Below are 21,736 nucleotides of genomic sequence, written 5' to 3' on the forward strand. Positions count from 1 at the left end.
ACCGGAGCACCGCCGCGGTCAACCGCGGGGCGCACATCGGGCGGCTCCATCGTCCGTACGGAACGATGGGCGCCACCTGACCGGTGACCCGCCACCCGTAAGGGTGGTCAGGTGGGAGTACGGAGCCTCCACTTGTGGGCCGGGCACACAGGTGTCCGGCCGGTCGTTACACAAGGTTAGCAGGACCCGGCGGTCGGCGCGAACCGTACGTCCGCTTATCGTGTGGGCATGAGCGAGACGCCCCAGAACGAGTCCACGGACACCCCCGACTTCGAAAGCATGACCCGCGACATCGCGGAGGTCCCGGCGGTCGAGGTGATCGTGACGGTCGCCGTCAACCTGATGAGCGCCGCCGCGGTGAAGCTCGGTCTCACCGAGGAGGGCGAGGAGCACAAGGACCTCGACGAGGCGCGCAAGCTGATCCACGCGCTCGCGGGCCTTCTGGACGCCGGCGCGACGGAGGTCTCCTCCTTCCACGCGGCTCCGCTGCGGGACGGCCTGAAGTCCCTCCAGCTCGCCTTCCGCGAGGCGTCCCTGATCCCGGACGAGCCGGGCCAGGGACCGGGCGAGAAGTACACCGGGCCGGTGTACGGCTAGAAACCTCTAGTTCTTGACGTAGAAGGGCTCGCCCGGAGGCGTGGCCGAGGCCGGCAGGAGTGCCAGGTCGAGGCCCCGCACCAGGCGGGCCCTCAGTGTTTCGTCGGCGGCCAGCGCGCGGGCCACGCGCTGGGCGGCCTCCGCCGGGGAGGAGTCCGCGGCGAGGACCAGGGCGACGGTGCCGTCGGCGGTGCCGGGTCCCAGGTGGGCGCGGAGGACCGCGGGCTCGGCGGCGACGACGGCGCGCACCGCCTCCCGTACGGCCGGGTCGTCGAGCGGGTCGGCGCTGGACCGGCCCTCGGCGAGGGCGAGCAGGGCGGAGCCGGTCACCTGGTACGGCACGGGTCCCGCCATGTCCAGGACCAGGGTGTCGGCCTTCTCGTGGACGAGCGCGGCGAGCGCCTGCCGGGTGGGGACGGCCACGGGGCGGGCCTCCGGGTCCCAGAGGGCGAGCGAGGCGATCGAGGTGAAGGCCGGCAGGGCCCGCCGGTCGCCGGCCGTGAGGGTGGGGACGGCCATGTCGCTCGTCTTCTCCTGCTTCAGGCCCGTCTCGGGGTCGATCTCGACCTCGCCGAGGACGGCGACCACGGGGACGAGCAGCCGGGCCTCCTTCAGGGCTTCGAGGACGGGGCCGTGAGCGGTCCGGTCCTCCGCCCAGGCCGCGAGGGCCGCGGCGAGGCGCGGGTCGGCGGTGCCGTCGTCGTCGGAGAAACCGGGGTCCGGAATGTTCTTGAGCTCCACGCACCGAGCCTAACCGCCGGATCCGGGCCTCCGGCTAGGAGGTCCGGTGCGCGCGGCGGAGTATCACGGCGGTGAGGAGCAGCAGGGCGCCGAGTCCGCCGGCGACGGGGGCGAGGAGGCCGAGGGGGCGGCTCTCCTCGGCGGCGGGGACGGGGCCGGGCCCGAAGTAGCGGCCCTGGTAGCCGGTGGCGGTGTTCTTGGGGTCGCCGCCCTTGATGCGGCCCCCGGCGGCGATCGCGGCGGCCGGGTCGACCGTCCCGTACCCCTTGGCGTCGCTGCGTCCGCCCTTCGGCCGGTTGCGGGCGGTGTCGATGAGGAGCCGCTTGACCTGGGCGGGGGTGAGGTCGGGGTGCGCGGCACGGACGAGGGCGACGGCGCCGGAGACGAACGCGGCGGCGGCGCTGGTGCCCCAGCCCTCGTAGTAGCGCCGGTCGGGGTCGGCGATGACGATGTCGTCGCCGGGGGCGCTGACGGTGGCGTACCAGCGGCGGGTGGAGAAGGAGGCGTGGGTGCCGTAGCGGTCGACGGCGGCGACCGCGATGACGCCGGGGTAGGCGGCGGGGTACGAGATGTGGTCGCCCTTCTCGCCGCCGTTGCCGGCGGAGGCGACGACGGAAACGCCCTTGGCGAGGGCGTACTGGACGGCGGCGTCCTCGCCCGCGTCGGGGTGGGCGGACTTGGAGTCGTCGCCGAGGGAGAGGTTGATGACGTCGGCGCCGTGGTCGGCGGCCCAGCGGATGCCCTCGGCGAGGGCCGAGCCGCGGGTCTTGCGGGCCTTGTCGCGGGCCTTGTCGGTGGACTCCAGGATGACCCGTACGGGAAGGATCCGGACGTCCGGAGCGACACCGAGCACACCGTCCTGGGCGCCCGGGCCGTGGCCGTGTCCGGCGATGATGCCGGCCATGGCGGTGCCGTGCCGGGCCCAGGCGCGGTCGCCCCTCGACGCGCCGAAGCCGACGAGGTCGCGTCCGGTGAGGACCGAACCGGCGAGGTCCGGGTGGTCGGCGTCGACGCCGGTGTCGAGGACGGCGACGGTGACGCCCTTGCCCTGGGTGGTGCGCCAGGCCTCCGTGGTGTGGAGGGCTTCGAGGCCCCATTGGCGGGCCCGGATGGTGTCGGCGTGCGCGGGGGCGGTGGTGGCGGGCAGGACGGAGAACGCGGCGGCGAGCAGGGCGACCGCGCCGCCCCTGGTACGGCGGTGGGCGGGTCGGGTCACCGGGCGTTCTCCTTGGCGGCCGTGGTGGCGGCCGTGCGCAGCAGTCGTACGAGGCGTTCGGTGATGCCCTTGGCCTCGTGGCCGAGGCCGGACTGGGCGGTGGCGTCGGTGCGGTTCGCGGTCATGGCCTGGTCGGCGGGAACGGGGCCGCCGTCGATCTTCCGGCCGTCGGCGAAGCCGGAGACGGCGGTGACGACGACGGGCAGGTCGGCGGGGGCGTTCAGCCACCAGGCGGCGCGCTGCGGGGCGCCGAAGCGTTCGGCGACGGTGCCGGGCCCGGCGAGGGCCGGCGGAACGTCCGCGCCGAGTCGGCCGGTGAGGCCCTGACCGAGGGTGCGCTGGGTGGAGGCATCGGCTCGTGTGAAGACGAGACCGACGGTGATCACGCTGCTGGCGGTGGCGTCGGTGTACGTGGCGCGCAGGACGCGCTCGCAGCCGAGGGGCCGCACCGTGGCGAGGAGGCCCTTGGCGAGGACGGCGGGCGTGCAGGGGGCGTCCGGGGCGACGACGATCCGGGTCCAGGTGCGGTCGGCGCCGCCGGGGCCTGCGTCGGGTCCCGCGAGGGTGCGGGGGAAGAGGGTGTCGACGGGGGCGTTGTGCCAGAGGTCCCTGGCCTCGGTGTACCCGACGGGTTCGGCGGGCTTCCCGGGCTCGGCGGCGGCCAGCCACACTCCGGCGAGGGCCCCGCCGACGAGCCCGAACCCGAGCACGGCACAGACGGCGACGAGAACACTCCGCCCGCTCCGCCGCGCCCGCACGGGCCGCAGCCGGGTGGTCACCTCGACGGGCATCTCGGGCGGCAGGGCCCCGGGGCCGTAGGAGTGGGTGTACGGGGGGAGGGCCTGCGACTGCGGGGAGGCGGGGACGACGGCGGGCCGGGCGGGAGCGGACCCGGGCCGAGCCGGGCCGCCCGGGGACCCTGCCGGGGCGGCCGTCGGCCGGGCGGGGGCGCTCATCGCCCCGGCAGGGGCCGTCATGGGCCGCGGCGGCACAGCCGGCGCGCCCGAAGCGCCGACCGTAGGTCGGCCGGCGGGAGCGGACGCGGGCCTGGGCGCAAGCGCAGGCGCAGCGGGGACGGGCGGCGCGGGCGCAGCAGGGACGGGCGGCGCAGGCGCAGCGGGGACGGGCGGCGCGGGCGCAGCCGCGCCAGGCGGTGTGGCCGTCGGCGCGGGCGCGGGCGAGGCGGACGGTGTCGCCGAAGGCTCGCGCGACGCGGGCGCGGCCGGGGCGATGCCGGTGCCGCCCGGACGGGCCGGTGTCGGCGCGGCCGGGGCGGTGCGGGTGCCGGCCGGACGGGCCGGTGTCGGGGCGGGCGGCGGGGTCGTAGGGGTGATCGGGCGGAGGCGGGTGGTCGTCTCCACCGCCGGGAGGTCCGTGGCATCCCTGGGCGCGAGGTCCGCGGCCCCCACCGACGCGAGGTCCGTGGCCTCCCGTCGCGCGAGGTCCGTGGCCCCCACCGACGCGAGGCCCGTGGTCTCCCGTCGCGCGAGGTCCGTGGCCTCCCGTCGCGTCCCGTCCGTGGTGTCCCGCGGCGGGAGCAGGGCGTCCGTGATGCGGGAGGTCGTGGGGCCGTGCTCGCCCGTCATCCCCGTCCCCCCGCTCGTGTCGACAATGCCCGTCACTCTACGGGCTGTTCCCCCGCGCACGGGAACCCAGGGGCTACCCACCCGTAAACCGGTCTGGCAAGCTCGGGCCATGACTCCCCGTGCCGCCGACCGGGCCCGTTACGACAGGGCCACCGCCCATCTCGACGCGCCCGTGGCGATCGTCGATCTGGAGGCCTTCGACGCCAACGCCGCGGACCTCGTGCGCCGGGCCGGGGGCAAGCCGGTCCGGGTGGCGAGCAAGTCCGTGCGGTGCCGGGCGCTGCTCGAACGGGTCCTCGCGCGGGACGGCTTCGCCGGGATCATGTCGTTCACGCTCGACGAGTCGCTGTGGCTGGCCCGGGCCGGGTTCGAGGACGTCCTTCTCGCGTACCCCTCGGCGGACCGTGCCGGGTTCGGCGAGCTCGTGCGGGATCCGAAGCTCGCCGCCGCCGTCACCGTGATGGTCGACGACGTGGCGCAGCTCGATCTGATCGACGCCGCCCGTGCCGGCGGGACCGAGGAGGTGCGGGTCTGTCTGGAGCTGGACACCGCGCTGCATCTGTTCGGTGGGCGGGTACGGGTCGGGGCCCGGCGATCCCCGTTGCGGACCCCGGCCGACCTGGCCGAGCTGGCCCGCTCCGTCGTGCGGCGGCCCGGTTTCCGGCTCGTCGGGATCATGGCGTACGAGGGGCATGTCGCCGGGGTCGGGGACTCGGTCTCGGGCAGGCCGCTCAGGTCGCGGGCGATCCGGCTCATGCAGTCCGCCGCCCGCAAGGAGCTCGCCGAGCGCCGCGCGGCCGTGGTGCGGGCCGTCCGGGCGGTGGCGCCGGACCTGGAGTTCGTGAACGGCGGCGGCACCGGGAGCGTGCAGCACACGGCCGCCGAGGACGCGGTGACGGAGATCGCCGCCGGTTCCGGTCTCTTCGTGCCGCGTCTCTTCGACAACTACACGTCCTTCAGCGGCCGCCCCGCCGCTCTCTTCGCGCAGCCGGTCGTCCGCCGCCCCGGCGTGGGCGTGGTGACGGTGCTCGGCGGCGGGTACCCGGCCTCCGGTGCCGCCGGCCCGGACCGGCTGCCCGTCCCGTATCTGCCGGAGGGGCTCAGGTACGACCCTCAGGAGGGTCCCGGCGAGGTGCAGACGCCGCTGCTCGGCTCCCCGGCCGACGATCTGCGCATCGGCGACAAGGTCTGGTTCCGGCACGCGAAGGCCGGGGAGCTGTGCGAGCGGTTCGAGAGCCTGCATCTGGTCGAGGGTGATCGCGTCACGGCGACCGTGCCCACCTATCGCGGCGAGGGCATGACCTTCCTCTAGAGCGGGAAGACCGTGTCCGGCTGGTTCGGGACGATGCTGCCGTCCGTGCGCCGGACCGGCTGTGCCGTGCCGTCGCTCGCCGTGTAGCCGGTCGTCGAGCAGGGGTACGCGCTCGTCTTCCGCTTCTTCGGCTCGATGAACATGGGGTTCACCAGCCAGCGCCCGTCGCCGTTCTCGTACGCCCGGCACATGAGTTCGTTCTTGTTGCGGTTGAGGACCAGGCGCAGCCCGGTGGCGTCCCGCAGGAACGAGATGTCCGTGTCGGAGTCGCCGGCGGCGAAGACCTGGCGGCGGGCGGCGGGCTGGACGCGCTCGGCGGCGGGGCCCCGGACGCCGAAGACCTCCTGGTTGATCCAGCAGCGCTTGCCGTCGATGTAGGTGATCATCGCGTCCTCGCCGTCCCGGACGCTGCCGCAGCCCTTGAGGTGGCTGGTGAGGCGCCCGCGGTCGGTGGTGTTGCGGATGCCGAGGGCGTGGGAGGGGTCGATGCCGACGCCCTTCGCCCAGACGTCGACGACGGGCTCGGGCGAGGCGGAGGTGATCCAGACGTCGAAGCCGCCGTCCTGGAGGGTGCGGATCAGGTCCCGCTGCTGGTCGTAGTAGCGGACCCAGCCGGTGACCCGTGCGCTGCCGACCTGCTGCGTGGCGTCCTGCGGCGCGGCGAGGTTCTCGGCGCGGGCGGCGGCCGCGAAGGAGGCGACCTGGCGGGTGGTCCAGCCGTGCAGGAGCTGGGCGAGCCAGGCGTACTGGGGCTCCATGCGGCGGTGGTCGTAGCCGCTGAAGGCGGTCTTCCCGCCGGTGGTGGCGCCCGATCCGTACACGGAGAGGAGTTCGTCGGCGCAGCGGGTGTCGGTGGACGTGGGGAGGGTGCGGACGCCGGTGGGACAGGCCTCGCCGAGGGCGGTCGCGGCCTCGGGGGTGAGGTAGCGGCTGGTGGTGGACCAGTCGCCGTTCTTGGGGGGCCGGACGCGGTCGTTGCGGAGGAGCCAGTAGAAGGTGGCGTCGCCGACGTCGTTCTTGATGACGGTGTTGTCCCAGTCGAAGACCGCGACCGGCTTCCGGCCGCCCTTGTCGTGGCAGTGGTCGGCGATCAGGGCGTCGATGCGGGCCTTGTTGTCGCCGTACCAGCCGTCGGAGCTCTTCAGGGTGGGGCATGCGGCGGGCTTCGCCTCGGCGTTCGCCGTGGGCAGGAGGCCGGTGGCGGCGAGGGCGAGGGCGGCCGCCGCCGCGGAGGTGCGGAGCTTGTCTTTCATGAACACTCTCCTGGATGCGATGCCTGGATGCCTGGGTGTACGCGGACAGCCGGGCGCCTTGCGACGCCCGGCTGTCGGGTGGGGGGGATGGGTGGCGGCCGCGAGGACTAGAGGGGGGTCACGTACGCGCCGGCGATGCCGCCGTCGACGAGGAAGTCGCTGGCGTTGACGAAGGAGGAGTCGTCGCTCGCGAGGAAGGCGACGGCGGCGGCGATCTCCTCGGCCTCGGCGAATCGGCCGACGGGGATGTGGACGAGGCGGCGCGCGGCCCGCTCGGGGTCCTTGGCGAACAGCTCCTGGAGCAGCGGGGTGTTGACCGGCCCGGGGCACAGCGCGTTGACGCGGATGCCCTCGCGGGCGAACTGCACGCCCAGCTCGCGGGACATGGCGAGGACGCCGCCCTTGGACGCGGTGTACGAGATCTGGCTGGTCGCGGCGCCCATGATGGCGACGAAGGAGGCGGTGTTGATGATGGATCCCCTGCCCTGGCGGCGCATGTAGGGCAGGGCGGCCTTGCAGCAGAGGTAGACGGACGTGAGGTTGACGTCCTGGACGCGCTTCCAGGCCTCCAGGCCGGTCTCCAGGATGGAGTCGTCGTCGGGGGGCGAGATGCCGGCGTTGTTGAAGGCGATGTCGACGGAGCCGTACGTGTCGAAGGCGACCTTGAAGAGGTTCTCGACCTGCTCCGGGTCCGTGACGTCGACCTGCACGAAGGTGCCGCCGACCTCCTCCGCGGCCGCCTTGCCGGCGGTCTCGTCGATGTCGCCGCAGACGACGTCGGCGCCCTCGGAGGCGAGGCGGCGGGCGGTCGCGAGGCCGATGCCGCTGCCGGCTCCGGTGATGACGGCGGTACGGCCGACGAGGCGGCGGCAGATGATCTCGTTGCTCACAGTGCGGGGCCCTCCGTGCTGATGAAGACGTTCTTGGTTTCGGTGAAGGCGGTCAGGGCGTCGGGGCCGAGTTCGCGGCCGAGGCCGGACTGCTGGTAGCCGCCGAACGGGGTCCAGTAGCGGACGCTGGAGTGGGAGTTGACGGAGAGGTTGCCGGCCCGGACGGCGCGGGAGGCGCGCAGGGCGCGGCCGACGTCGCGGGTCCAGATCGAGCCGGACAGGCCGTACTCGGTGGCGTTGGCGAGGCGGACGGCGTCGGCCTCGTCCTCGAAGGGGAGGACGACGGCGACGGGTCCGAAGATCTCCTCGACGGCGCAGGGGGCGGTCTCGGGGACGCCGGTGAGGACGGTCGGCGGGAACCAGAAGCCGGGTCCCTCGGGGGCCTTGCCCCGGATTCCTTCGAGATCGTCGGTGACGTAGGAGCGGACGCGGTCGAGCTGGGCGCGGGAGATGAGCGGGCCCATCTGGGTGCGCTCGTCGGCGGGGTCGCCGACGACGATCTCCTCGATGGCGGGGGTGAGGAGCTCCAGGAAGCGGTCGTACGCGCTCCGCTGGACGAGGATGCGGGTGCGGGCGCAGCAGTCCTGGCCGCTGTTGTCGAGGAAGGCCATCGGCGCCGCGGCGGCGGCCGCCTCGATGTCCGCGTCGGCGAAGACGATGTTGGGGCTCTTGCCGCCGAGTTCGAGGGTGACCCTCTTCACCTGGTCGGCGCACTTCGCCATGATCGACTTTCCGACCCGGGTGGAGCCGGTGAAGACGATCTTGGCGATGCCGGGGTGTTCGACGAGGGCGTTCCCGGCGACGGGGCCGGTGCCGGGGAGGACCTGGAAGAGGCCCTCGGGAAGGCCTGCCTCCAGGGCGAGTTCGGCGAGGCGGAGCGCGGTGAGGGGGGTGGTCTCGGCCGGCTTGAGGAGGACGGCGTTGCCGGCGGCGAGGGCGGGCGCGGTGGCCCAGGCGGCGATCGGCATGGGGAAGTTCCAGGGGGCGATGACACCGACGACCCCGAGCGGTTCGAGGATCGTGATGTCGAGGCCGCCGGCCACCGGGATCTGGCGGCCGTTGAGCCGCTCCACTCCCCCGGCGGCGAAGTCGAGCAGGTCGCGGACGTTGCCGGCCTCCCAGCGGGCGTTGCCGATGGTGTGGCCTGCCTCGGTGACCTCCAGGCGGGCGAGCTCCTCGATGTGGTCGTCGACGACGGCGGCGAAGCGGCGGAGCAGCCGGGCCCGGTCGGCGGGCGCGGCGGCGGCCCAGCCGCGCTGGGCGGCGGTGGCGCGGGCGACGGCGGCGTCGACGTCGGCGGGGGTGGCGGCCGGGACGGTGGCGACCAGCTCCTCCGTCGCCGGGTTCAGTACCTGGAGCAACTCGTTCCTCTCACTTGTCGCAGGTGCGGTTCTCAGAGGCGTTCGAAGGAGCGGCGCAGCTCCCAGTCGGTCACCGCCGCGTCGAAGGCGTCGAGTTCGACGCGGGCCATGTTGCGGTAGTGGGCGACGACCTCGGCGCCGAAGGCGGCCTTGGCGATCTCGCTGGTCTCCCAGAGTTCGGCGGCCTCGCGCAGGGTGGTGGGCACGTGCGCGTACTCGGCGGTGTACGCGTTCCCGGTGCAGGGCGGGGGCAGTTCGAGGCGCTGCTCGATGCCGTACAGGCCGGCGGCGACCAGGCCGGCGACGGCGAGGTAGGGGTTGACGTCGCCGCCGGGGAGGCGGTTCTCGAAGCGGGTGGAGCGGCCGTGGCCGACGACCCGGAGCGAGCAGGTGCGGTTGTCGTGACCCCAGGCGACGGCGGTGGGCGCGAAGGAGCCGGGCTGGAACCGCTTGTAGGAGTTGATGTTCGGGGCGTAGAGGAGGGAGAAGTCGCGCAGGGCGGCGAGCTGTCCGGCGAGGAAGTGCCGCATGGTCTCGGACATGCCGTGGGCGTCGTCCCCGGCCATCACGTTGTGTCCCTCGGCGTCCTGGAGGGAGAGGTGGATGTGACAGGAGTTGCCCTCGCGCTCGTTGTACTTCGCCATGAAGGTGAGCGAGCAGCCCTCCTGTGCGGCGATCTCCTTGGCGCCCGTCTTGTAGACGGCGTGCTGGTCGCAGGTGACGAGGGCCTCGTCGTACTTGAAGGCGATCTCGTGCTGGCCGGGGTTGCACTCGCCCTTGGCGGACTCGACGGTGAGTCCGGCGCCCGTCATCTCGTTGCGGATGCGGCGCAGGAGGGGTTCGATGCGTCCGGTACCCAGGACGGAGTAGTCGATGTTGTACTGGTTGGCGGGGGTGAGGCCGCGGTAGTTCGCGTCCCAGGCCTGCTCGTAGCTGTCCTTGAAGACGATGAACTCGAGCTCGGTGCCGACGTGGGCGGTGAGGCCGAGCTCCGCGAGGCGCTCCAGCTGGCGGCGGAGGATCTGGCGGGGCGCGGCGACGACCGGGGTGCCGTCGGCCCAGGCGAGGTCGGCCGTCACCATGGCGGTGGCGTCGTTCCAGGGGAGGCGGCGGAGGGTGGTGAGGTCGGGGTGCATCGCGAAGTCGCCGTAGCCGCGGTCCCAGGAGGACATCTCGTAGCCGTCGACGGTGTTCATCTCGGTGTCGACGGCGAGGAGGTAGTTGCAGCCCTCGGTGCCGTGGCCGAGGACCTCGTCCAGGAAGAACGGGGCGGCGAACCGCTTGCCCTGGAGTCGTCCCTGCATGTCGGGGAAAGCCAGGACGACGGTGTCGATCTCGCCGCTCGCGACGAGGGCGCGGAGCTCCTCGACGGTGAGCGGGGGTGTGCGGTCTGCCACGGGATTGCTCCTCCTTCGGCCTGCCGGGAGCCATAAGGTATTGCGGAAGACCATTGCTTGGGAAGTGCTGGAGAAAGGGAAACGAGAACGTGGCCAGTACGAGTGAATCGGCGGACCGGCTGACGCCCGTGCTGCGGCCGGTGCGGGCGGGCAACGGATTCGAGGAGGCCCTGGAGCAGATCCTCCAGGTGGTACGGCTCGGCCTGGTGCCCGGCGGGGAGCGGCTGCCCGCCGAGCGGGAGCTCGCCGACCGGATGGGGATCAGCCGGGTGACCCTGCGCGAGGTCCTCAAGGTCCTCCAGGAGCAGGGGCTCGTGGAGAGCCGGCGCGGCCGGTACGGCGGGACGTTCGTGCTGCCCCGGACGCAGACGGCGGACGAGGACGAGCTGCGCCGCCGGATCGCCACGGTCGACATGGAGGACACCCTGCGCTTCCGTGAGGTCCTTGAGGTGGGGGCCGCCGGACTGTGCGCGGCCCACGGCCTCGACGCGGCGGGCGCCGAGCGGCTGCGGACGGCCGTGGCGGCGACCCATGACGCCCCGCTGGCCGATTACCGCCGTCAGGACACCCTGCTCCACCTCACGCTCGCGGAGCTCTCCGGCTCGCCGACGCTGACGGCCCAGTACGCCGCCGTCCGCGCGACGGTGAACGACCTCCTGGACTGCATCCCCCTGCTCGTACGCAATCTGGAGCACTCCCAGCACCAGCACACGGCCCTGGTGGAGGCGGTCCTCGACGGGGACGCGGACGCGGCGCGCGAGGTGATGCGGGAGCACTGCGCGGGCACGGCGGCGCTGCTGCGGGGCTTCCTGACGTGACGGGAAGGCGGACGGCGGCGTAACCCGAAAGTAACGCACGGGGGTTGCGCTCCCCCATCGGCCACCGCAAAGGTATGGCTCCAATCCATTGGGCCCGTTGCGGGGAGCTGACGCTGCCATGACGCTCGAAGACACCACGCCGACGAAGGACGACTATCTGGAGCGCCGGGCCCTGCGCCGCGGCAGCGCCGGCTGGCTGCTGCTGACCGGACTCGGCGTGGCGTACGTCGTCTCCGGCGACTTCTCCGGCTGGAACATCGGCCTGTCGAAGGGCGGCTTCGGCGGGCTCGCCGTCGCCACCGTCCTGATGGGCGCGATGTACGCCTGTCTGGTCTTCGCGCTCGCCGAGCTCTCCGCCATCCTGCCCACCGCGGGCGGCGGCTACGGCTTCGCCCGCCGGGCGCTCGGCACCTGGGGCGGCTTCCTCACCGGCACCGCGATCCTCATCGAGTACATCCTGGCCCCCGCCGCGATCTCCATCTTCATCGGCGACTACGTGGAGTCCCTCGGGCTCTTCGGCCTGGAGTCCGGCTGGCCGGTCTATCTGGTCTGCTTCGCGCTCTTCATCGGCATCCACCTGTGGGGCGTGGGAGAGGCGCTGCGCTTCAGCCTGATCGTGACGGCGATCGCGGTCGCGGCCCTGGTCGTCTTCGCGCTCGGCGCGTTCACCGACTTCCACGTGGACGGCCTGAACGACATCCCGGTCGACGGCGAGGCCCTCGGGTCGAACTCCTGGCTGCCCTTCGGGCTCCTCGGGATCTGGGCCGCGTTCCCCTTCGGCATGTGGTTCTTCCTCGGCGTCGAGGGCGTGCCGCTCGCCGCCGAGGAGGCGAAGGACCCGGTGCGGTCGATGCCGAGGGCGCTGGCGATCTCCATGGGGATCCTGGTGCTGCTCGCCGTCGTGACCTTCTTCGCCGCCACCGGGGCACGCGGCTCCGCCGCCGTCCAGGAGGCCGGAAACCCGCTGGTCGTGGCGCTCCAGGGCGACGGGGAGCCGACCGCGCTCAGCCGCTTCGTGAACTACGCGGGCCTCGCGGGCCTGGTCGCCTCCTTCTTCTCCCTCATCTACGCCGGCTCGCGCCAGCTGTTCGCCCTCTCCCGGGCCGGCTATCTGCCCCGGTTCCTCTCCCTGACCAGCCGCCGCAAGTCGCCGTACCTGGGACTGCTCATCCCGGGCGCCATCGGCTTCGCCCTCGCCGCCGGGACCGGGAACGGGGCGCGGATGCTGAACATCGCGGTCTTCGGCGCCACCATCTCGTACGCCCTGATGGCGCTCTCCCACATCGTGCTGCGCCGCCGGGAGCCGGGCCTGCACCGGCCGTACCGCACGCCCGGCGGGATCGTGACCTCGTCGGTGGCCTTCGTCCTGGCCCTCTCGGCGCTGGTCGCGACCTTCCTGGTGGACCGGACGGCGGCGTTCATGGCGCTCGGGGTGTACGTGATCGCCCTCGCCTACTTCGCGTTCTACAGTCGGCATCATCTGGTGGCCAGTGCGCCCGAGGAGGAGTTCGCGGCGCTCGCCGCGGCCGAGGCCGAGCTCGAACGCGACTGATCCACCCGACTCTCCGCACCTCTGGAGGAAGTTCCGTGACCAAGCCGCTGATCGGTGTGACCACCTATCTGGACCAGGCCCGGTGGGGCGTGTGGGACATGCCCGCGGCCCTGCTGCCGGCCCAGTACCCGCGTCTCGTACGGGAGAGCGGCGGGCTCGCGGTGATGCTCCCGCCGGGCGGGCCCGAGGAGGCGGCTGCGGTGGTGGCCCGGCTCGACGGCCTGGTCGTCGCGGGCGGGGCGGACGTCGAGCCCGTACGGTACGGGGCCGAGCCCGACCCCCGTACCGGCCCGCCGGCCCGGGCCCGGGACAGCTGGGAGCTGGCCCTGATCGAGGCGGCCCTGACCTCCGGCACTCCGCTGCTCGGCATCTGCCGGGGCATGCAGCTCCTGAACGTGGCCCTCGGCGGCACGCTGATCCAGCACCTGGACGGGCACGTGGAGGCGGTCGGGGTGATCGGCCGGCACGCGGTGAAGCCGGTGCCGGGCACGCGGTACGCCTCGCTGGTGCCCGAGCTCGCCGAGGTCCCGACCTACCACCACCAGGCCGTGGACCGCCTGGGCACGGGCCTCACGGCCTCGGCCCACGCGGAGGACGGCACGGTGGAGGCGGTCGAGACGGCCGGCCCGGGGTGGGTCCTCGGTGTGCAGTGGCACCCGGAGATGGGCGAGGACCTGCGGGTGATGCGGGGCCTGGTGGAGGCGGCGGCGCGCTAGGAGCGCGCGGGAAAGCAGGAAAGCAGGAAAGCGGGGAAGCGGGGAAGCGGGGAAAGCGGGAGAGAAGGGAAGCGGGAAGGCGGAAAAGAAGCGGGGCGGCCGGGGTGGGCATCCGGCCGCCCCGCGGTTCGGGGGGAGCTCGGAGGGGGCGGGGAGACGGCCGCCGCCCTCCGAGCTCGGGCATGAGGGGGACCGCGACCCTCACGGCTCGGGGGAGGTAGGGGCAGGGCCCGTGAGGCCCACCCCCACCGGTCAGAGGCTCGTCGCCGCCACCGCGCGGCGGCCCAGGAGCACGTACAGGCCGGAGGCGACGATCATGCCGACCGGCATGGAGAGGTCGATCCCGCCGAGCGCCGACGCGACCGGACCGGTGTAGAGGGTGTTGACGCAGAGGGCGGCCGCGGCCACGCCCACGATCAGGGAGAGGGCGCCCGCCCAGTTGACGCCACCGGTGAACCAGAAGGGGCTGCCGGGGGTCTCGTCCGCGAGCGCGTGGCCGTCGTACCGGTTCCGTCGCAGCACGATGTCGGTGGCGTACACGGCCATGAGGGGGCCGATCAGGACCACGATCACCTGGAGGGCGTTGCTGACGGTGTCCAGGAAGTTGGAGACCAGCAGGCCGTAGAGGGTGGCGGCGACGGCGACGGTGCCGTCGAAGAGGACGCTGACGGTGCGTCGGATGCGCAGGCCGACGGCCTGGAGGGCGAGGCCCGCGCTGTACGCGGTCAGGGCGTTGATGGAGATGGTGCCGAGGACGAGGGCGAGCAGGAAGACGGGCACGAACCAGCCCGGCAGGATCTCCTGGAGCGCGTTCTGAGGGTCGGTCATGTCGACGGCGGTCGCGGCGAAGGCGCCGAGCGATCCGACGATGATGCTGGGGACGAAGGCGCCGAGCGCGGTCCAGCCGGCGATCGCCTTCGGCGAGGCCGCACGGGGCAGGTAGCGGGAGAAGTCGGCGCTCGTCGTGTACGAGAGCGGGCCCGAGGCGACCATCGTGGTGCCCGCGATGATCACCGCCCAGAGGTCGACACCGGTCAGCGGCTCGGCCGGCGTGTACGAGAAGTCGGCGTGGCGGAAGACCGAGAGGGCGACGACGGTGAACGCGCCCGCCAGGGCCAGGGTGATCGGCAGGTACAGCTTGATGATCAGGGCGTGGCCGTAGACGCTGATGGCCAGCGTGAGGGCGGCGATCACCACGATGACGGCCACCTTGACGGGCGTGTTCGCGGTGATCCCGGCCTTCTCGACGAGCGCGAAGGCGGCGGTCGCGGCGGCGGCGAGGTTGAGCGCGAAGTAGCAGACGGAGACCAGCCAGCCGCCGATCGCGTTGTTCACCCGGTTGCCGATGACGCCGTACAGAGCGCGGGTGATCACCTCGCTGGGCGCACCCGCGGCAGGTCCGGAGGTGGCGAGGAGCCCGGTCAACAGCCAGAAGACGTTGCCCACGACGGTCACGGCCACGGCCTGCCACAGGCTCAGGCCCATCAGGACGAGGGCGCCGCCGATGACGAGGCTGAGGTAGTTGACGTTCGCGGCGGCCCAGACGGAGAAGAGCTCACGGGGATGCCCGTGGCGCTCGGTGTCGGGGATGTGATCGATGCCGTGGGCCTCGATGCGGCCCGGCCGGTCGACGGCCGGCGGGGTGACCTCGGCGCGAGCGGCGCCGGGGTCGGGGATCGTGGAAGCCATGCGGCCCTCCGGATGCTGTCGTGCCCACCTGGTTGCTTATTGGTCGCACACTCAATAGCATCGCCGGTATGACGTCAAGCGTCCAGCGCAAGAGAGTTCGGAAAACACCCGAAGCCCGTAGGGCGGAGATCGTGGAGACCGCGGCCCGGGTCGCCCTGACCGAGGGCCTGGAGTGCGTCACGCTCCGGCGGATCGCCGACGAGCTCGCCGTACGACCCGGTCTGATCAGCCACTACTTCCCGTCGGCGGAGGATCTGGTGGCCGAGGCGTTCAGCGTCGCGTCCACCGGTGAGCTCGACGCCCTGCTGCCCGCGGACCGTCCCGGCGGGACCCCGACGCAGTACCTCGCGCGCTACTTCGCCCTCTCGGCCGGAGAGGCGTACGACGACATCAGCCGCCTGTGGATCAACGCCCGGCACCTCAGCCGCTACCGGCCCGTCCTGCGCGACCGGGTCCGCGAGCAGGAGCTCGCCTCCGACGACCGCCTCGAAGGACTCATCCGCGAGGGCGTCGAGCGGGGCGAGTTCCGCACGGACGACCCGCGCGCCACGGCCATCCAGATCCTGGTGGTCCTCGACGGCCTCGGCGCGCACGCCAACACGGACCGCAGCAACCGCCCGGAGGCGGTGACGCGGATGGCGGTGACGACGGCGGAACGGGAACTGGGCCTGGAGCGGGGGGCGCTGACGGAGGTGACGCTGCCGGCGGGGCCGACGGAGGCGACGGAGCCGACGGAGGCGGTCGAGTCGGCCGCGCCGACGGAGGCGGTCGAGTCGGCCGCGCCGACGGAGGCGGTCGAGTCGACGGAGCCGACCGAGTCGCACTGACGACGGCAGCCGTCCGCTGTCCCTCGCCGATCAACGTCGGCGCCGTCGAGCCTCACGGAGGGCAGCCGGTCGAGGCCGCGCCCGTGGGCCCGAGCGGCGCCCTCGGCCCGACCGGCGCCCTCGGGCCGAGCGGACGTCCACCGCCCACCCAACCCACCGACCCCACACACCCCACCCACCCCCACACCTACCCCCTCTCGCACTCTTCCTGGAGCCACCCGTGCGCACCCGACTCGCCCTGCTCTCCGCTCGCCTGCTCGACCCCGGCACGGGGGCGTTCCTGCCGGAGACCGCGCTCGCCGTCTCCGAGGACGGCCGGATCTCCGCCCTCGGCGACGACCGCGAGATCCGGGCGCTGGCCGGTGCGGGGACCACCGTCGTCGACCTCAAGGGGGCCGTCGTCACCCCCGGCCTCGTCGACGGCCACCTGCACCCGGTGTCGGGCGCCGAACTCACCCACGGCCTCGACCTGTCGTACTGCGCCGACATCGACGACGTGCGGGAGGCGCTGGCCCGCGAGGTGCGGGGCCTGGAGCGCGGCGAGTGGCTGTTCGGCTGGGGTCTCGACCCGAACGTCTTCGGCGACCTGCCCGTCGGCACCGCGCCCTTCGACACCGTGCTCGACGGCGTGCCGGCCTTCCTGCTGCTCTTCGACGCCCACTCGGCCCTGGCCAGCCGCCGGGCCCTCGAACTCGCCGGGGTCGACGGCCCCCGCACCTTCGACCAGGCGTCGGCGGAGGTCGTCTGCGATGCCGACGGGCGCCCCACCGGGCTGCTCCAGGAGGACGCGGCCTGCGAGCTGGTCGAGCGGGTCGCGCCCCGGCCGACGCGCGAGGAGAGCTGGGAGCGGCTCGCCACGGCGCTGCGGTCCATGGCGGCGGCGGGGCTCACCGGCGGGCACGCCATGGACGCCAACGGGGACAGCCTCGCCCTGTACGGGGAGCTCGACGCGGCGGGTGAGCTGCCGCTGCGGCTCCGGGTCGCGCCGTGGTGCCAGCCGGGGACGGACGAGCTCGGGGTACGGGAACTGATCGCGCTCCAGGGCACGGGGGGCGAGCTGTGGCAGGTCGCCGGCGTGAAGCTCTTCATGGACGGGACGATCGACAACGGGACGGCGTGGCTGGAGCGCCCGGACTGCCACGGCGAGTCGACGCACGCGTTCTGGCCGGACCCGGAGGCGTACACCCGGATCATCGGGGAGCTGCACCGGGCGGGTGTGTCGACGGCGACGCACGCCATCGGTGACGCGGCGGTACGGCACGTCCTCGACGCCGTCGAGAAGGCGCGGGCCGGTGGGGGCGAGGTACGTCACCGGGTGGAGCACATCGAGACGGTGCCGGACGACACGCTGCGGCGGTTCGCGGAGCTGGGCGTCCTGGCGTCGATGCAGCCCACGCACTGCTGCGACTTCACGCGCGCCGACCACACGGACAACTGGTCGCGGCGCCTCGGCGAGGAGCGCGCCGCGCGCGCGTGGCGCTGCCGGGACCTGTCGGAGTCGGGTGCCACGGTGGTGCTCGGCTCGGACTGGCCGATCGCGCCGTTCCCGCCGCTGGGTGTGATGGCCGGGGCGCGGCACCGGCGCCCGAGCCGTGACCTCGGGCAGGCGCCGCACGGACCGGAGCAGGCGCTCACGGCGCTGGAGGCGCTGCGGGGCATGACGACGGCGGCGGCGTACGCGGCGGGCGAGGAGCATGAGGCGGGGCGGCTCGCGGTGGGTTACCGCGGCGATCTGACGGCGCTGGCGGCGGATCCGCTTTCGACGCCGTCGACGGAACTCCCGGACGTTCCGGTCGTCCTGACGACGGTGTCGGGCCGGGTGACGTTCCGAGCGACGAACGCCTGACGTCCCGCCGGCGCGGCGCCCCCCGTTGTGGGCAACAGTTCCGCCGGGGCGGCGCCCACCCGCCGCCCCCGTTGTGGACACCGGTCCCGCCGGGGCGGCGCCCACCCGCCCCCGTTGTGGGCAGGCGTTCCGCAAGGGGCGGAACGGGTGGGCACAACGGACCCGCGCCCTGCCGGCGCCAGAGGCTCCCGCGCCCTGACCCGCACCACGATGTGCGCCGCCGCTTGGGGTGCGGGTCCAGGCGCGGAACGCGGAGGCGCCGCTAGAGGGCGCCGTCCCGTGTGCCCACCCGTCCCGCCCCAGCGGGACGATTGCCCACACGGGCGTGGGCGGGGGGCACCGCCCCCGCCGGGCGCGGGCCCACACGGGCTGGGGCGCCGCCCACCGGGTGCGGGTTCGCGCGGGAAGGCGTCGGCCCGGCGGGGGCGGGGTGTCAGCCTCGGGTCAAGGACAGGAGGTCTCGGGCCGGGCCCGTTGGGCGGGGGCCCGTCGGCCAGACCGCGCGGAGGTCGCGGCGGAGCAGGACGCCCTCCACCGGGATCGCCACCAGCCGGCGCGACGCCAGCTCCTCCGCGATCGCGAGCTCGCTGAGGACCGCCGGCCCGGCCCCGCTCACCGCCGCGGCCTTCACCGCGGTCGTGGAGGCGAGTTCGAGGAGCGGCTGCGCGAGCCCGCCGTACGCGGAGAGCGCCGCGTCCAGGACCTGCCGGGTGCCGGAGCCGCGTTCCCGCAGGACGAGCGGGGTCGCGGCCAGTTCCGCCGGGTCGAGCGGGCCCCGGCGCCGGGCCCATGGATGCGAGGGCGCGGCGACGACAGCGAGTCGGTCGTGTGCGACGACGACCCCGTCGAGGCCGTCCGGCACGGCGAGCCCCTCGACGAAGCCGACGTCGGCCTCGCCGGCGAGGAGCCGTTCCGCGACGGCGGCCGAGTTCCCGGCCTGGAGCGACACCGCGGTGTCGGGCCGCTCGGCGCGCAGCGCGATCAGCCAGCCCGGCAGCAGGTACTCGGCGATCGTCATGGACGCGGCCACCCGCAGCCGCGAGTCCCGCCGCCCGCGCAGCGCCTGCGCGCCCGCGTCGAAGGCCTCCGCGGCCTCCACGATCCGCCGCGCCCAGTCGGTGACGAGGGCGCCGGCGTCGGTGAGCCGCGAGCCGCGCGGCGAGCGGTCGAGCAGGGCGACGCCGAGCTGGCGTTCCATCGAGCGGATCCGGCTGCTGGCGGCGGGCTGGGTGATGCCGACCTCGCGGGCCGCCGCGCCGAGGCTCCCGTGCCGGGCGACGGCGAGGAGCAGTTCGAGCGCGCCGAGGTCGGGGACCCGGTGGTGGAGGGGGTTCGGCGTCTCGCCCTGCTCGCTGCTCATAAAGGCAGCTTATGGCCTCATAGCCTTAACGTCCCTGGTGGGGGCGGTTCCGGCGCGAAACGATCGGGCCATGGCAAGCCTCGCACCTCCTCTTCCCGCCCTCCGCGCCACCACCCCCGGCGCCCCGGCGACGCGTTCCGTCCGTCACCTCGGACCCAACTGGTACGCCTCCGTGATGGGCACGGCCATCGTCGCCAACGCGGGCGCCGCCCTCCCCCTGGACGTCCCCGGCCTCCGTACGGCCTGCGCCGCCGTCTGGGTCCTGTCCCTGGCGATGCTGCTCGCCCTGCTCGCCGCCCGGGCCGTGCACTGGGCCCGTCACCGGGACCAGGCGAGGGCCCATCTCATGGACCCGGCGATGGCGCCGTTCTACGGCTGTCTGTCGATGGCGCTGCTCGCGGTCGGCGGCGGGGCGATGATCGTGGGCCGGGACTGGATCGGGCTCCCGGCGGCCGTCGCCCTCGACACCGTCCTGTTCACCGCCGGCACGGTGATCGGCCTGGTGGCCGCGGTGGCCGTCCCGTACCTGATGGTCGTGCACCACCGGATCGAGAGCGCGTCGCCGGTGTGGCTGCTTCCCGTCGTCGCTCCCATGGTCTCCGCCGCGCTCGGCCCGCTGCTCGTGCCCCATCTGCCCGCCGGGCAGGCGCAGCAGACGCTGCTGATCGGCTGCTACGCGCTGTTCGGCGTCAGTCTGCTCGCCACCCTGGTCATGCTGCCGCTGGTCTTCGGGCGGCTCGTCACCGGCGGCCCGCTGCCGCTGGCGCTGACCCCCACCCTCTTCCTGGTCCTCGGCCCGCTGGGCCAGTCGACGACCGCCGCGAACAAGTTCGCCGACGCGGCCGCGGGCGTGCTGCCCGCCCCGTACGCACACGGCTTCGCCGCCTTCGCCGTCCTCTACGGGGTCCCGGTCATGGGTTTCGCGCTGCTGTGGCTGGTGCTCGCGGGGGCGATGGTGCTGCGGGCGCGGCGGCGGGGCATGGGTTTCGCGATGACCTTCTGGGCGTTCACCTTCCCGGTCGGGACCTGTGTGACCGGCGCCGAGGGGCTGGCGCAGCACACCGGTCTGGATGCGTTCCGGTGGCTGGCGATCGGCCTGTACGTGATGCTCGTGGCGGCCTGGCTGGTGGCCGGTTTCCACACCCTGCGCGGGTTGTTCAGCGGTGCGCTGCTCGCAGGGCCCGGGCCAGTGCCCGCGGGGCCTCGGCCAGTGACGGCCCGTACCAGGTGAGCATGCGCCCGTCGACGAGGGCGGCGGCGGTCCCGGGGAAGGCCTCGGGGCCGTCGTCCCGCGTGAAGCGGTAGGGCTCGTCGGGCAGGACGACGAGCCCGGACGCGGCGGCGCGGAGCTCGTCCAGGGGGATCTTCGGATAGCGGTCGGGATGGTCGGCGTAGGCGTTCCGGACGCCGAGGCGGGCGAGCAGGTCGCCGGCGAAGGTGTCGGAGCCGAGGACCATCCAGGGCCGCCGCCAGATCGGTACGACGGCGGTGACCGGCTCCAGCGCTTCCACCGACTCCCAGACCGTCTCCGCCTCGTCCAGCCAGCGGGGCCGTCGGGGCGCGCCGCAGGCGGCGAGGACCCGCTCCAGTTCCCGCAGCCCCTGGTCGAGGGTGCGGATCTCGGTGACGAGGACGTCGAGCCCGGCGGCGCGCAGGGCGGCGAGGTCGGGGGCGCGGTTCTCCTCCTCGTTGGCGAGGACGAGGTCGGGCCGGAGCGCGGCGATCGCGGCGACGTCGGGGTTCTTGGTGCCGCCGACGCGGACGACGTCGAGCCCCGCGGGATGGCTGCACCAGTCGGTCGCGCCGACGAGGAGACCGGGCGCGGTGACGGCGACGGCCTCGGTGAGGGAGGGCACGAGGGAGACGACCCTCCGCACGGTCCCCCGGACGGCCGTCATTCCACCTCGGCCTCGACGTGGTCGCCGATGGCGACGACGAGGAGCCGGGTACCGGGCTCGGTGGCGCGCCAGCGGTGCCGTACGCCACCGGAGAGATAGAGCGTGTCGCCGCGGCCGAGCCGGTGGGCGCGGCCCTCGGCCTCGACCTCGGCGGCGCCGTCGGCCACGTAGAGGAGTTCGTCGTTCCGGTGCTGGAACTCGCGTCCCGCGTCCTGCTCGCCGGTGAACTCCAGGGCGTGCAGCTGGTGTCGGCCGCGGACCAGCGCCCGTACGCCGGCGGGCATGCCCGGGGTGCGCTCCCCGGCCCGTACGACGTCGACGGTGCGGGAGGCCTCGGCGGCGGCGAGGAGTTCGCCGGCCGTGGTCTCCAGGGCCTCGGCGACGAGTTCGAGGGAGCGGCGGCTGGGGCGGGCGCGCTCGTTCTCGACCTGGCTGAGGAAGGGCACGGAGAGGCCGCTGCGGGAGGCGACGACGGCCAGGGTCAGCTGGAGCGCTCTGCGGCGCCGCTTGACGGCCGCGCCCACGCGGGGTGCTTCCTTCTCGTCCATGTCGGCTCCCTCCCTCTGCTCGTACCGGTCGGTTACCTGAACCTTACGCAGCTTTGGGCCGGGGTTTCGCGTCGTGACGAAAAGGGGTGGTCGCCGAACACGTTCGGCGACCACCCCTTTTCGGACAGT

At 73.8% G+C, this 21,736-nt stretch carries 18 protein-coding genes and 1 pseudogene; 8 read left to right on the plus strand and 11 right to left on the minus strand.

Features of this window, described 5'->3' with window-relative positions; genetic code table 11:
• Window positions 1-228: 228 nt before the first annotated feature.
• Window positions 229-597, plus strand: coding sequence for a DUF1844 domain-containing protein (locus AC07AW_RS22225; protein WP_391912865.1), 369 nt, complete (start codon window positions 229-231; stop codon window positions 595-597).
• A 6-nt stretch (window positions 598-603) separates the two neighbouring features.
• Here the strand turns inward: AC07AW_RS22225 and AC07AW_RS22230 are convergent, their stop codons facing one another.
• The 3 genes from AC07AW_RS22230 to AC07AW_RS22240 are packed head-to-tail and all read right to left on the minus strand — an operon-like array spanning window position 604 to window position 3,531.
• Window positions 604-1,338 carry an SseB family protein gene (locus AC07AW_RS22230; protein WP_478817195.1) on the minus strand — a complete coding sequence of 245 codons (735 nt, stop codon included), beginning with the start codon at window positions 1,336-1,338 and terminating at the stop codon, window positions 604-606.
• A 34-nt stretch (window positions 1,339-1,372) separates the two neighbouring features.
• Window positions 1,373-2,554 carry a type VII secretion-associated serine protease mycosin gene (gene mycP / locus AC07AW_RS22235; protein WP_478817196.1) on the minus strand — a complete coding sequence of 394 codons (1,182 nt, stop codon included), beginning with the start codon at window positions 2,552-2,554 and terminating at the stop codon, window positions 1,373-1,375.
• Window positions 2,551-3,531, minus strand: coding sequence for a hypothetical protein (locus tag AC07AW_RS22240; RefSeq protein ID WP_478817197.1), 981 nt, complete (start codon window positions 3,529-3,531; stop codon window positions 2,551-2,553). Before AC07AW_RS22240 ends, mycP begins: the two co-directional genes overlap by 4 nt.
• A gap of 718 nt (window positions 3,532-4,249) precedes the next feature.
• On the opposite strand from AC07AW_RS22240, the gene AC07AW_RS22245 reads away from it, so the two are divergent.
• Complete coding sequence (locus tag AC07AW_RS22245; protein WP_478817198.1) at window positions 4,250-5,452, plus strand: amino acid deaminase/aldolase; 1,203 nt, start codon at window positions 4,250-4,252, stop codon at window positions 5,450-5,452.
• Here the strand turns inward: AC07AW_RS22245 and AC07AW_RS22250 are convergent.
• The 4 genes from AC07AW_RS22250 to AC07AW_RS22265 form a co-directional block, all read right to left on the minus strand.
• The gene (locus AC07AW_RS22250) at window positions 5,449-6,705 is read right to left on the minus strand and encodes a haloacid dehalogenase-like hydrolase (RefSeq protein ID WP_478817199.1); all 1,257 of its coding nucleotides are present in this window, start codon (window positions 6,703-6,705) and stop codon (window positions 5,449-5,451) included. The two genes, AC07AW_RS22245 and AC07AW_RS22250, sit on opposite strands and share 4 nt — an antisense overlap.
• A gap of 107 nt (window positions 6,706-6,812) precedes the next feature.
• Window positions 6,813-7,595 (minus strand): 3-oxoacyl-ACP reductase, encoded by a 783-nt coding sequence (locus AC07AW_RS22255; RefSeq protein ID WP_478817200.1) that lies wholly within the window; start codon window positions 7,593-7,595, stop codon window positions 6,813-6,815.
• Window positions 7,592-8,956: an aldehyde dehydrogenase family protein gene (locus tag AC07AW_RS22260; protein ID WP_478817201.1), complete on the minus strand. Its 1,365-nt coding sequence runs from the start codon at window positions 8,954-8,956 to the stop codon at window positions 7,592-7,594. Before AC07AW_RS22260 ends, AC07AW_RS22255 begins: the two co-directional genes overlap by 4 nt.
• 32 nt (window positions 8,957-8,988) lie before the next feature.
• A complete protein-coding gene (locus AC07AW_RS22265) occupies window positions 8,989-10,353 on the minus strand; it encodes a glutamine synthetase family protein (protein ID WP_352020530.1) in 1,365 nt (454 codons plus the stop codon).
• An 89-nt stretch (window positions 10,354-10,442) separates the two neighbouring features.
• Here AC07AW_RS22265 and AC07AW_RS22270 point away from each other — a divergent pair, with 89 nt between their 5' ends.
• The 3 genes from AC07AW_RS22270 to AC07AW_RS22280 all read left to right on the plus strand — a co-directional run bounded on the left by AC07AW_RS22270 (window position 10,443) and on the right by AC07AW_RS22280 (window position 13,439).
• Window positions 10,443-11,171, plus strand: coding sequence for a FadR/GntR family transcriptional regulator (locus AC07AW_RS22270; protein ID WP_189804500.1), 729 nt, complete (start codon window positions 10,443-10,445; stop codon window positions 11,169-11,171).
• A gap of 118 nt (window positions 11,172-11,289) precedes the next feature.
• On the plus strand, window positions 11,290-12,723 hold the full coding sequence (gene eat / locus AC07AW_RS22275) for an ethanolamine permease (RefSeq protein ID WP_478817202.1): 1,434 nt from the start codon (window positions 11,290-11,292) through the stop codon (window positions 12,721-12,723).
• A 35-nt stretch (window positions 12,724-12,758) separates the two neighbouring features.
• Complete coding sequence (locus AC07AW_RS22280; RefSeq protein ID WP_478817203.1) at window positions 12,759-13,439, plus strand: gamma-glutamyl-gamma-aminobutyrate hydrolase family protein; 681 nt, start codon at window positions 12,759-12,761, stop codon at window positions 13,437-13,439.
• 252 nt (window positions 13,440-13,691) lie between these two features.
• On the opposite strand, the gene AC07AW_RS22285 is transcribed toward AC07AW_RS22280, so the two are convergent.
• A complete protein-coding gene (locus AC07AW_RS22285) occupies window positions 13,692-15,128 on the minus strand; it encodes a purine-cytosine permease family protein (RefSeq protein WP_478817204.1) in 1,437 nt (478 codons plus the stop codon).
• Between the two features lie 68 nt (window positions 15,129-15,196).
• Here AC07AW_RS22285 and AC07AW_RS22290 point away from each other — a divergent pair.
• Together AC07AW_RS22290 and AC07AW_RS22295 are read left to right on the plus strand one after the other, a co-directional pair.
• Window positions 15,197-15,817 (plus strand): annotated as a pseudogene (locus tag AC07AW_RS22290) (TetR/AcrR family transcriptional regulator); the annotation flags it as partial.
• Window positions 15,818-16,175: 358 nt separating this feature from the next.
• Window positions 16,176-17,801, plus strand: a complete 1,626-nt coding sequence (locus AC07AW_RS22295) for an amidohydrolase (protein ID WP_478817205.1) — start codon at window positions 16,176-16,178, stop codon at window positions 17,799-17,801.
• Between the two features lie 433 nt (window positions 17,802-18,234).
• Here AC07AW_RS22295 and AC07AW_RS22300 read toward each other — a convergent pair whose 3' ends face one another.
• Window positions 18,235-19,161 carry a LysR family transcriptional regulator gene (locus AC07AW_RS22300; protein ID WP_478817206.1) on the minus strand — a complete coding sequence of 309 codons (927 nt, stop codon included), beginning with the start codon at window positions 19,159-19,161 and terminating at the stop codon, window positions 18,235-18,237.
• Between the two features lie 70 nt (window positions 19,162-19,231).
• On the opposite strand from AC07AW_RS22300, the gene AC07AW_RS22305 reads away from it, so the two are divergent.
• Window positions 19,232-20,392: a TDT family transporter gene (locus AC07AW_RS22305; protein WP_478817207.1), complete on the plus strand. Its 1,161-nt coding sequence runs from the start codon at window positions 19,232-19,234 to the stop codon at window positions 20,390-20,392.
• On the opposite strand, the gene AC07AW_RS22310 is transcribed toward AC07AW_RS22305, so the two are convergent.
• A complete protein-coding gene (locus AC07AW_RS22310; RefSeq protein WP_478817208.1) occupies window positions 20,319-21,059 on the minus strand; it encodes a helical backbone metal receptor in 741 nt (246 codons plus the stop codon). The two genes, AC07AW_RS22305 and AC07AW_RS22310, sit on opposite strands and share 74 nt — an antisense overlap.
• On the minus strand, window positions 21,056-21,607 hold the full coding sequence (locus AC07AW_RS22315; RefSeq protein ID WP_392154516.1) for a helix-turn-helix domain-containing protein: 552 nt from the start codon (window positions 21,605-21,607) through the stop codon (window positions 21,056-21,058). Before AC07AW_RS22315 ends, AC07AW_RS22310 begins: the two co-directional genes overlap by 4 nt.
• Between the last annotated feature and the right edge of the window lie 129 nt (window positions 21,608-21,736).

The organism is Streptomyces sp. NPDC044003, from assembly GCF_056435185.1.

Bases quoted from the DNA above. Each gene is read 5' to 3' on its own strand.
- AC07AW_RS22225 (WP_391912865.1), top strand. From the start codon at position 229: ATGAGCGAGACGCCCCAGAACGAGTCCACGGACACCCCCGACTTCGAA.
- AC07AW_RS22240 (WP_478817197.1), bottom strand. From the start codon at position 3,531: ATGACGGCCCCTGCCGGGGCGATGAGCGCCCCCGCCCGGCCGACGGCC.
- AC07AW_RS22245 (WP_478817198.1), top strand. From the start codon at position 4,250: ATGACTCCCCGTGCCGCCGACCGGGCCCGTTACGACAGGGCCACCGCC.
- AC07AW_RS22250 (WP_478817199.1), bottom strand. From the start codon at position 6,705: ATGAAAGACAAGCTCCGCACCTCCGCGGCGGCGGCCGCCCTCGCCCTC.
- eat (WP_478817202.1), top strand. From the start codon at position 11,290: ATGACGCTCGAAGACACCACGCCGACGAAGGACGACTATCTGGAGCGC.
- AC07AW_RS22285 (WP_478817204.1), bottom strand. From the start codon at position 15,128: ATGGCTTCCACGATCCCCGACCCCGGCGCCGCTCGCGCCGAGGTCACC.
- AC07AW_RS22300 (WP_478817206.1), bottom strand. From the start codon at position 19,161: ATGAGCAGCGAGCAGGGCGAGACGCCGAACCCCCTCCACCACCGGGTC.
- AC07AW_RS22305 (WP_478817207.1), top strand. From the start codon at position 19,232: ATGGCAAGCCTCGCACCTCCTCTTCCCGCCCTCCGCGCCACCACCCCC.
- AC07AW_RS22310 (WP_478817208.1), bottom strand. From the start codon at position 21,059: ATGACGGCCGTCCGGGGGACCGTGCGGAGGGTCGTCTCCCTCGTGCCC.
- AC07AW_RS22315 (WP_392154516.1), bottom strand. From the start codon at position 21,607: ATGGACGAGAAGGAAGCACCCCGCGTGGGCGCGGCCGTCAAGCGGCGC.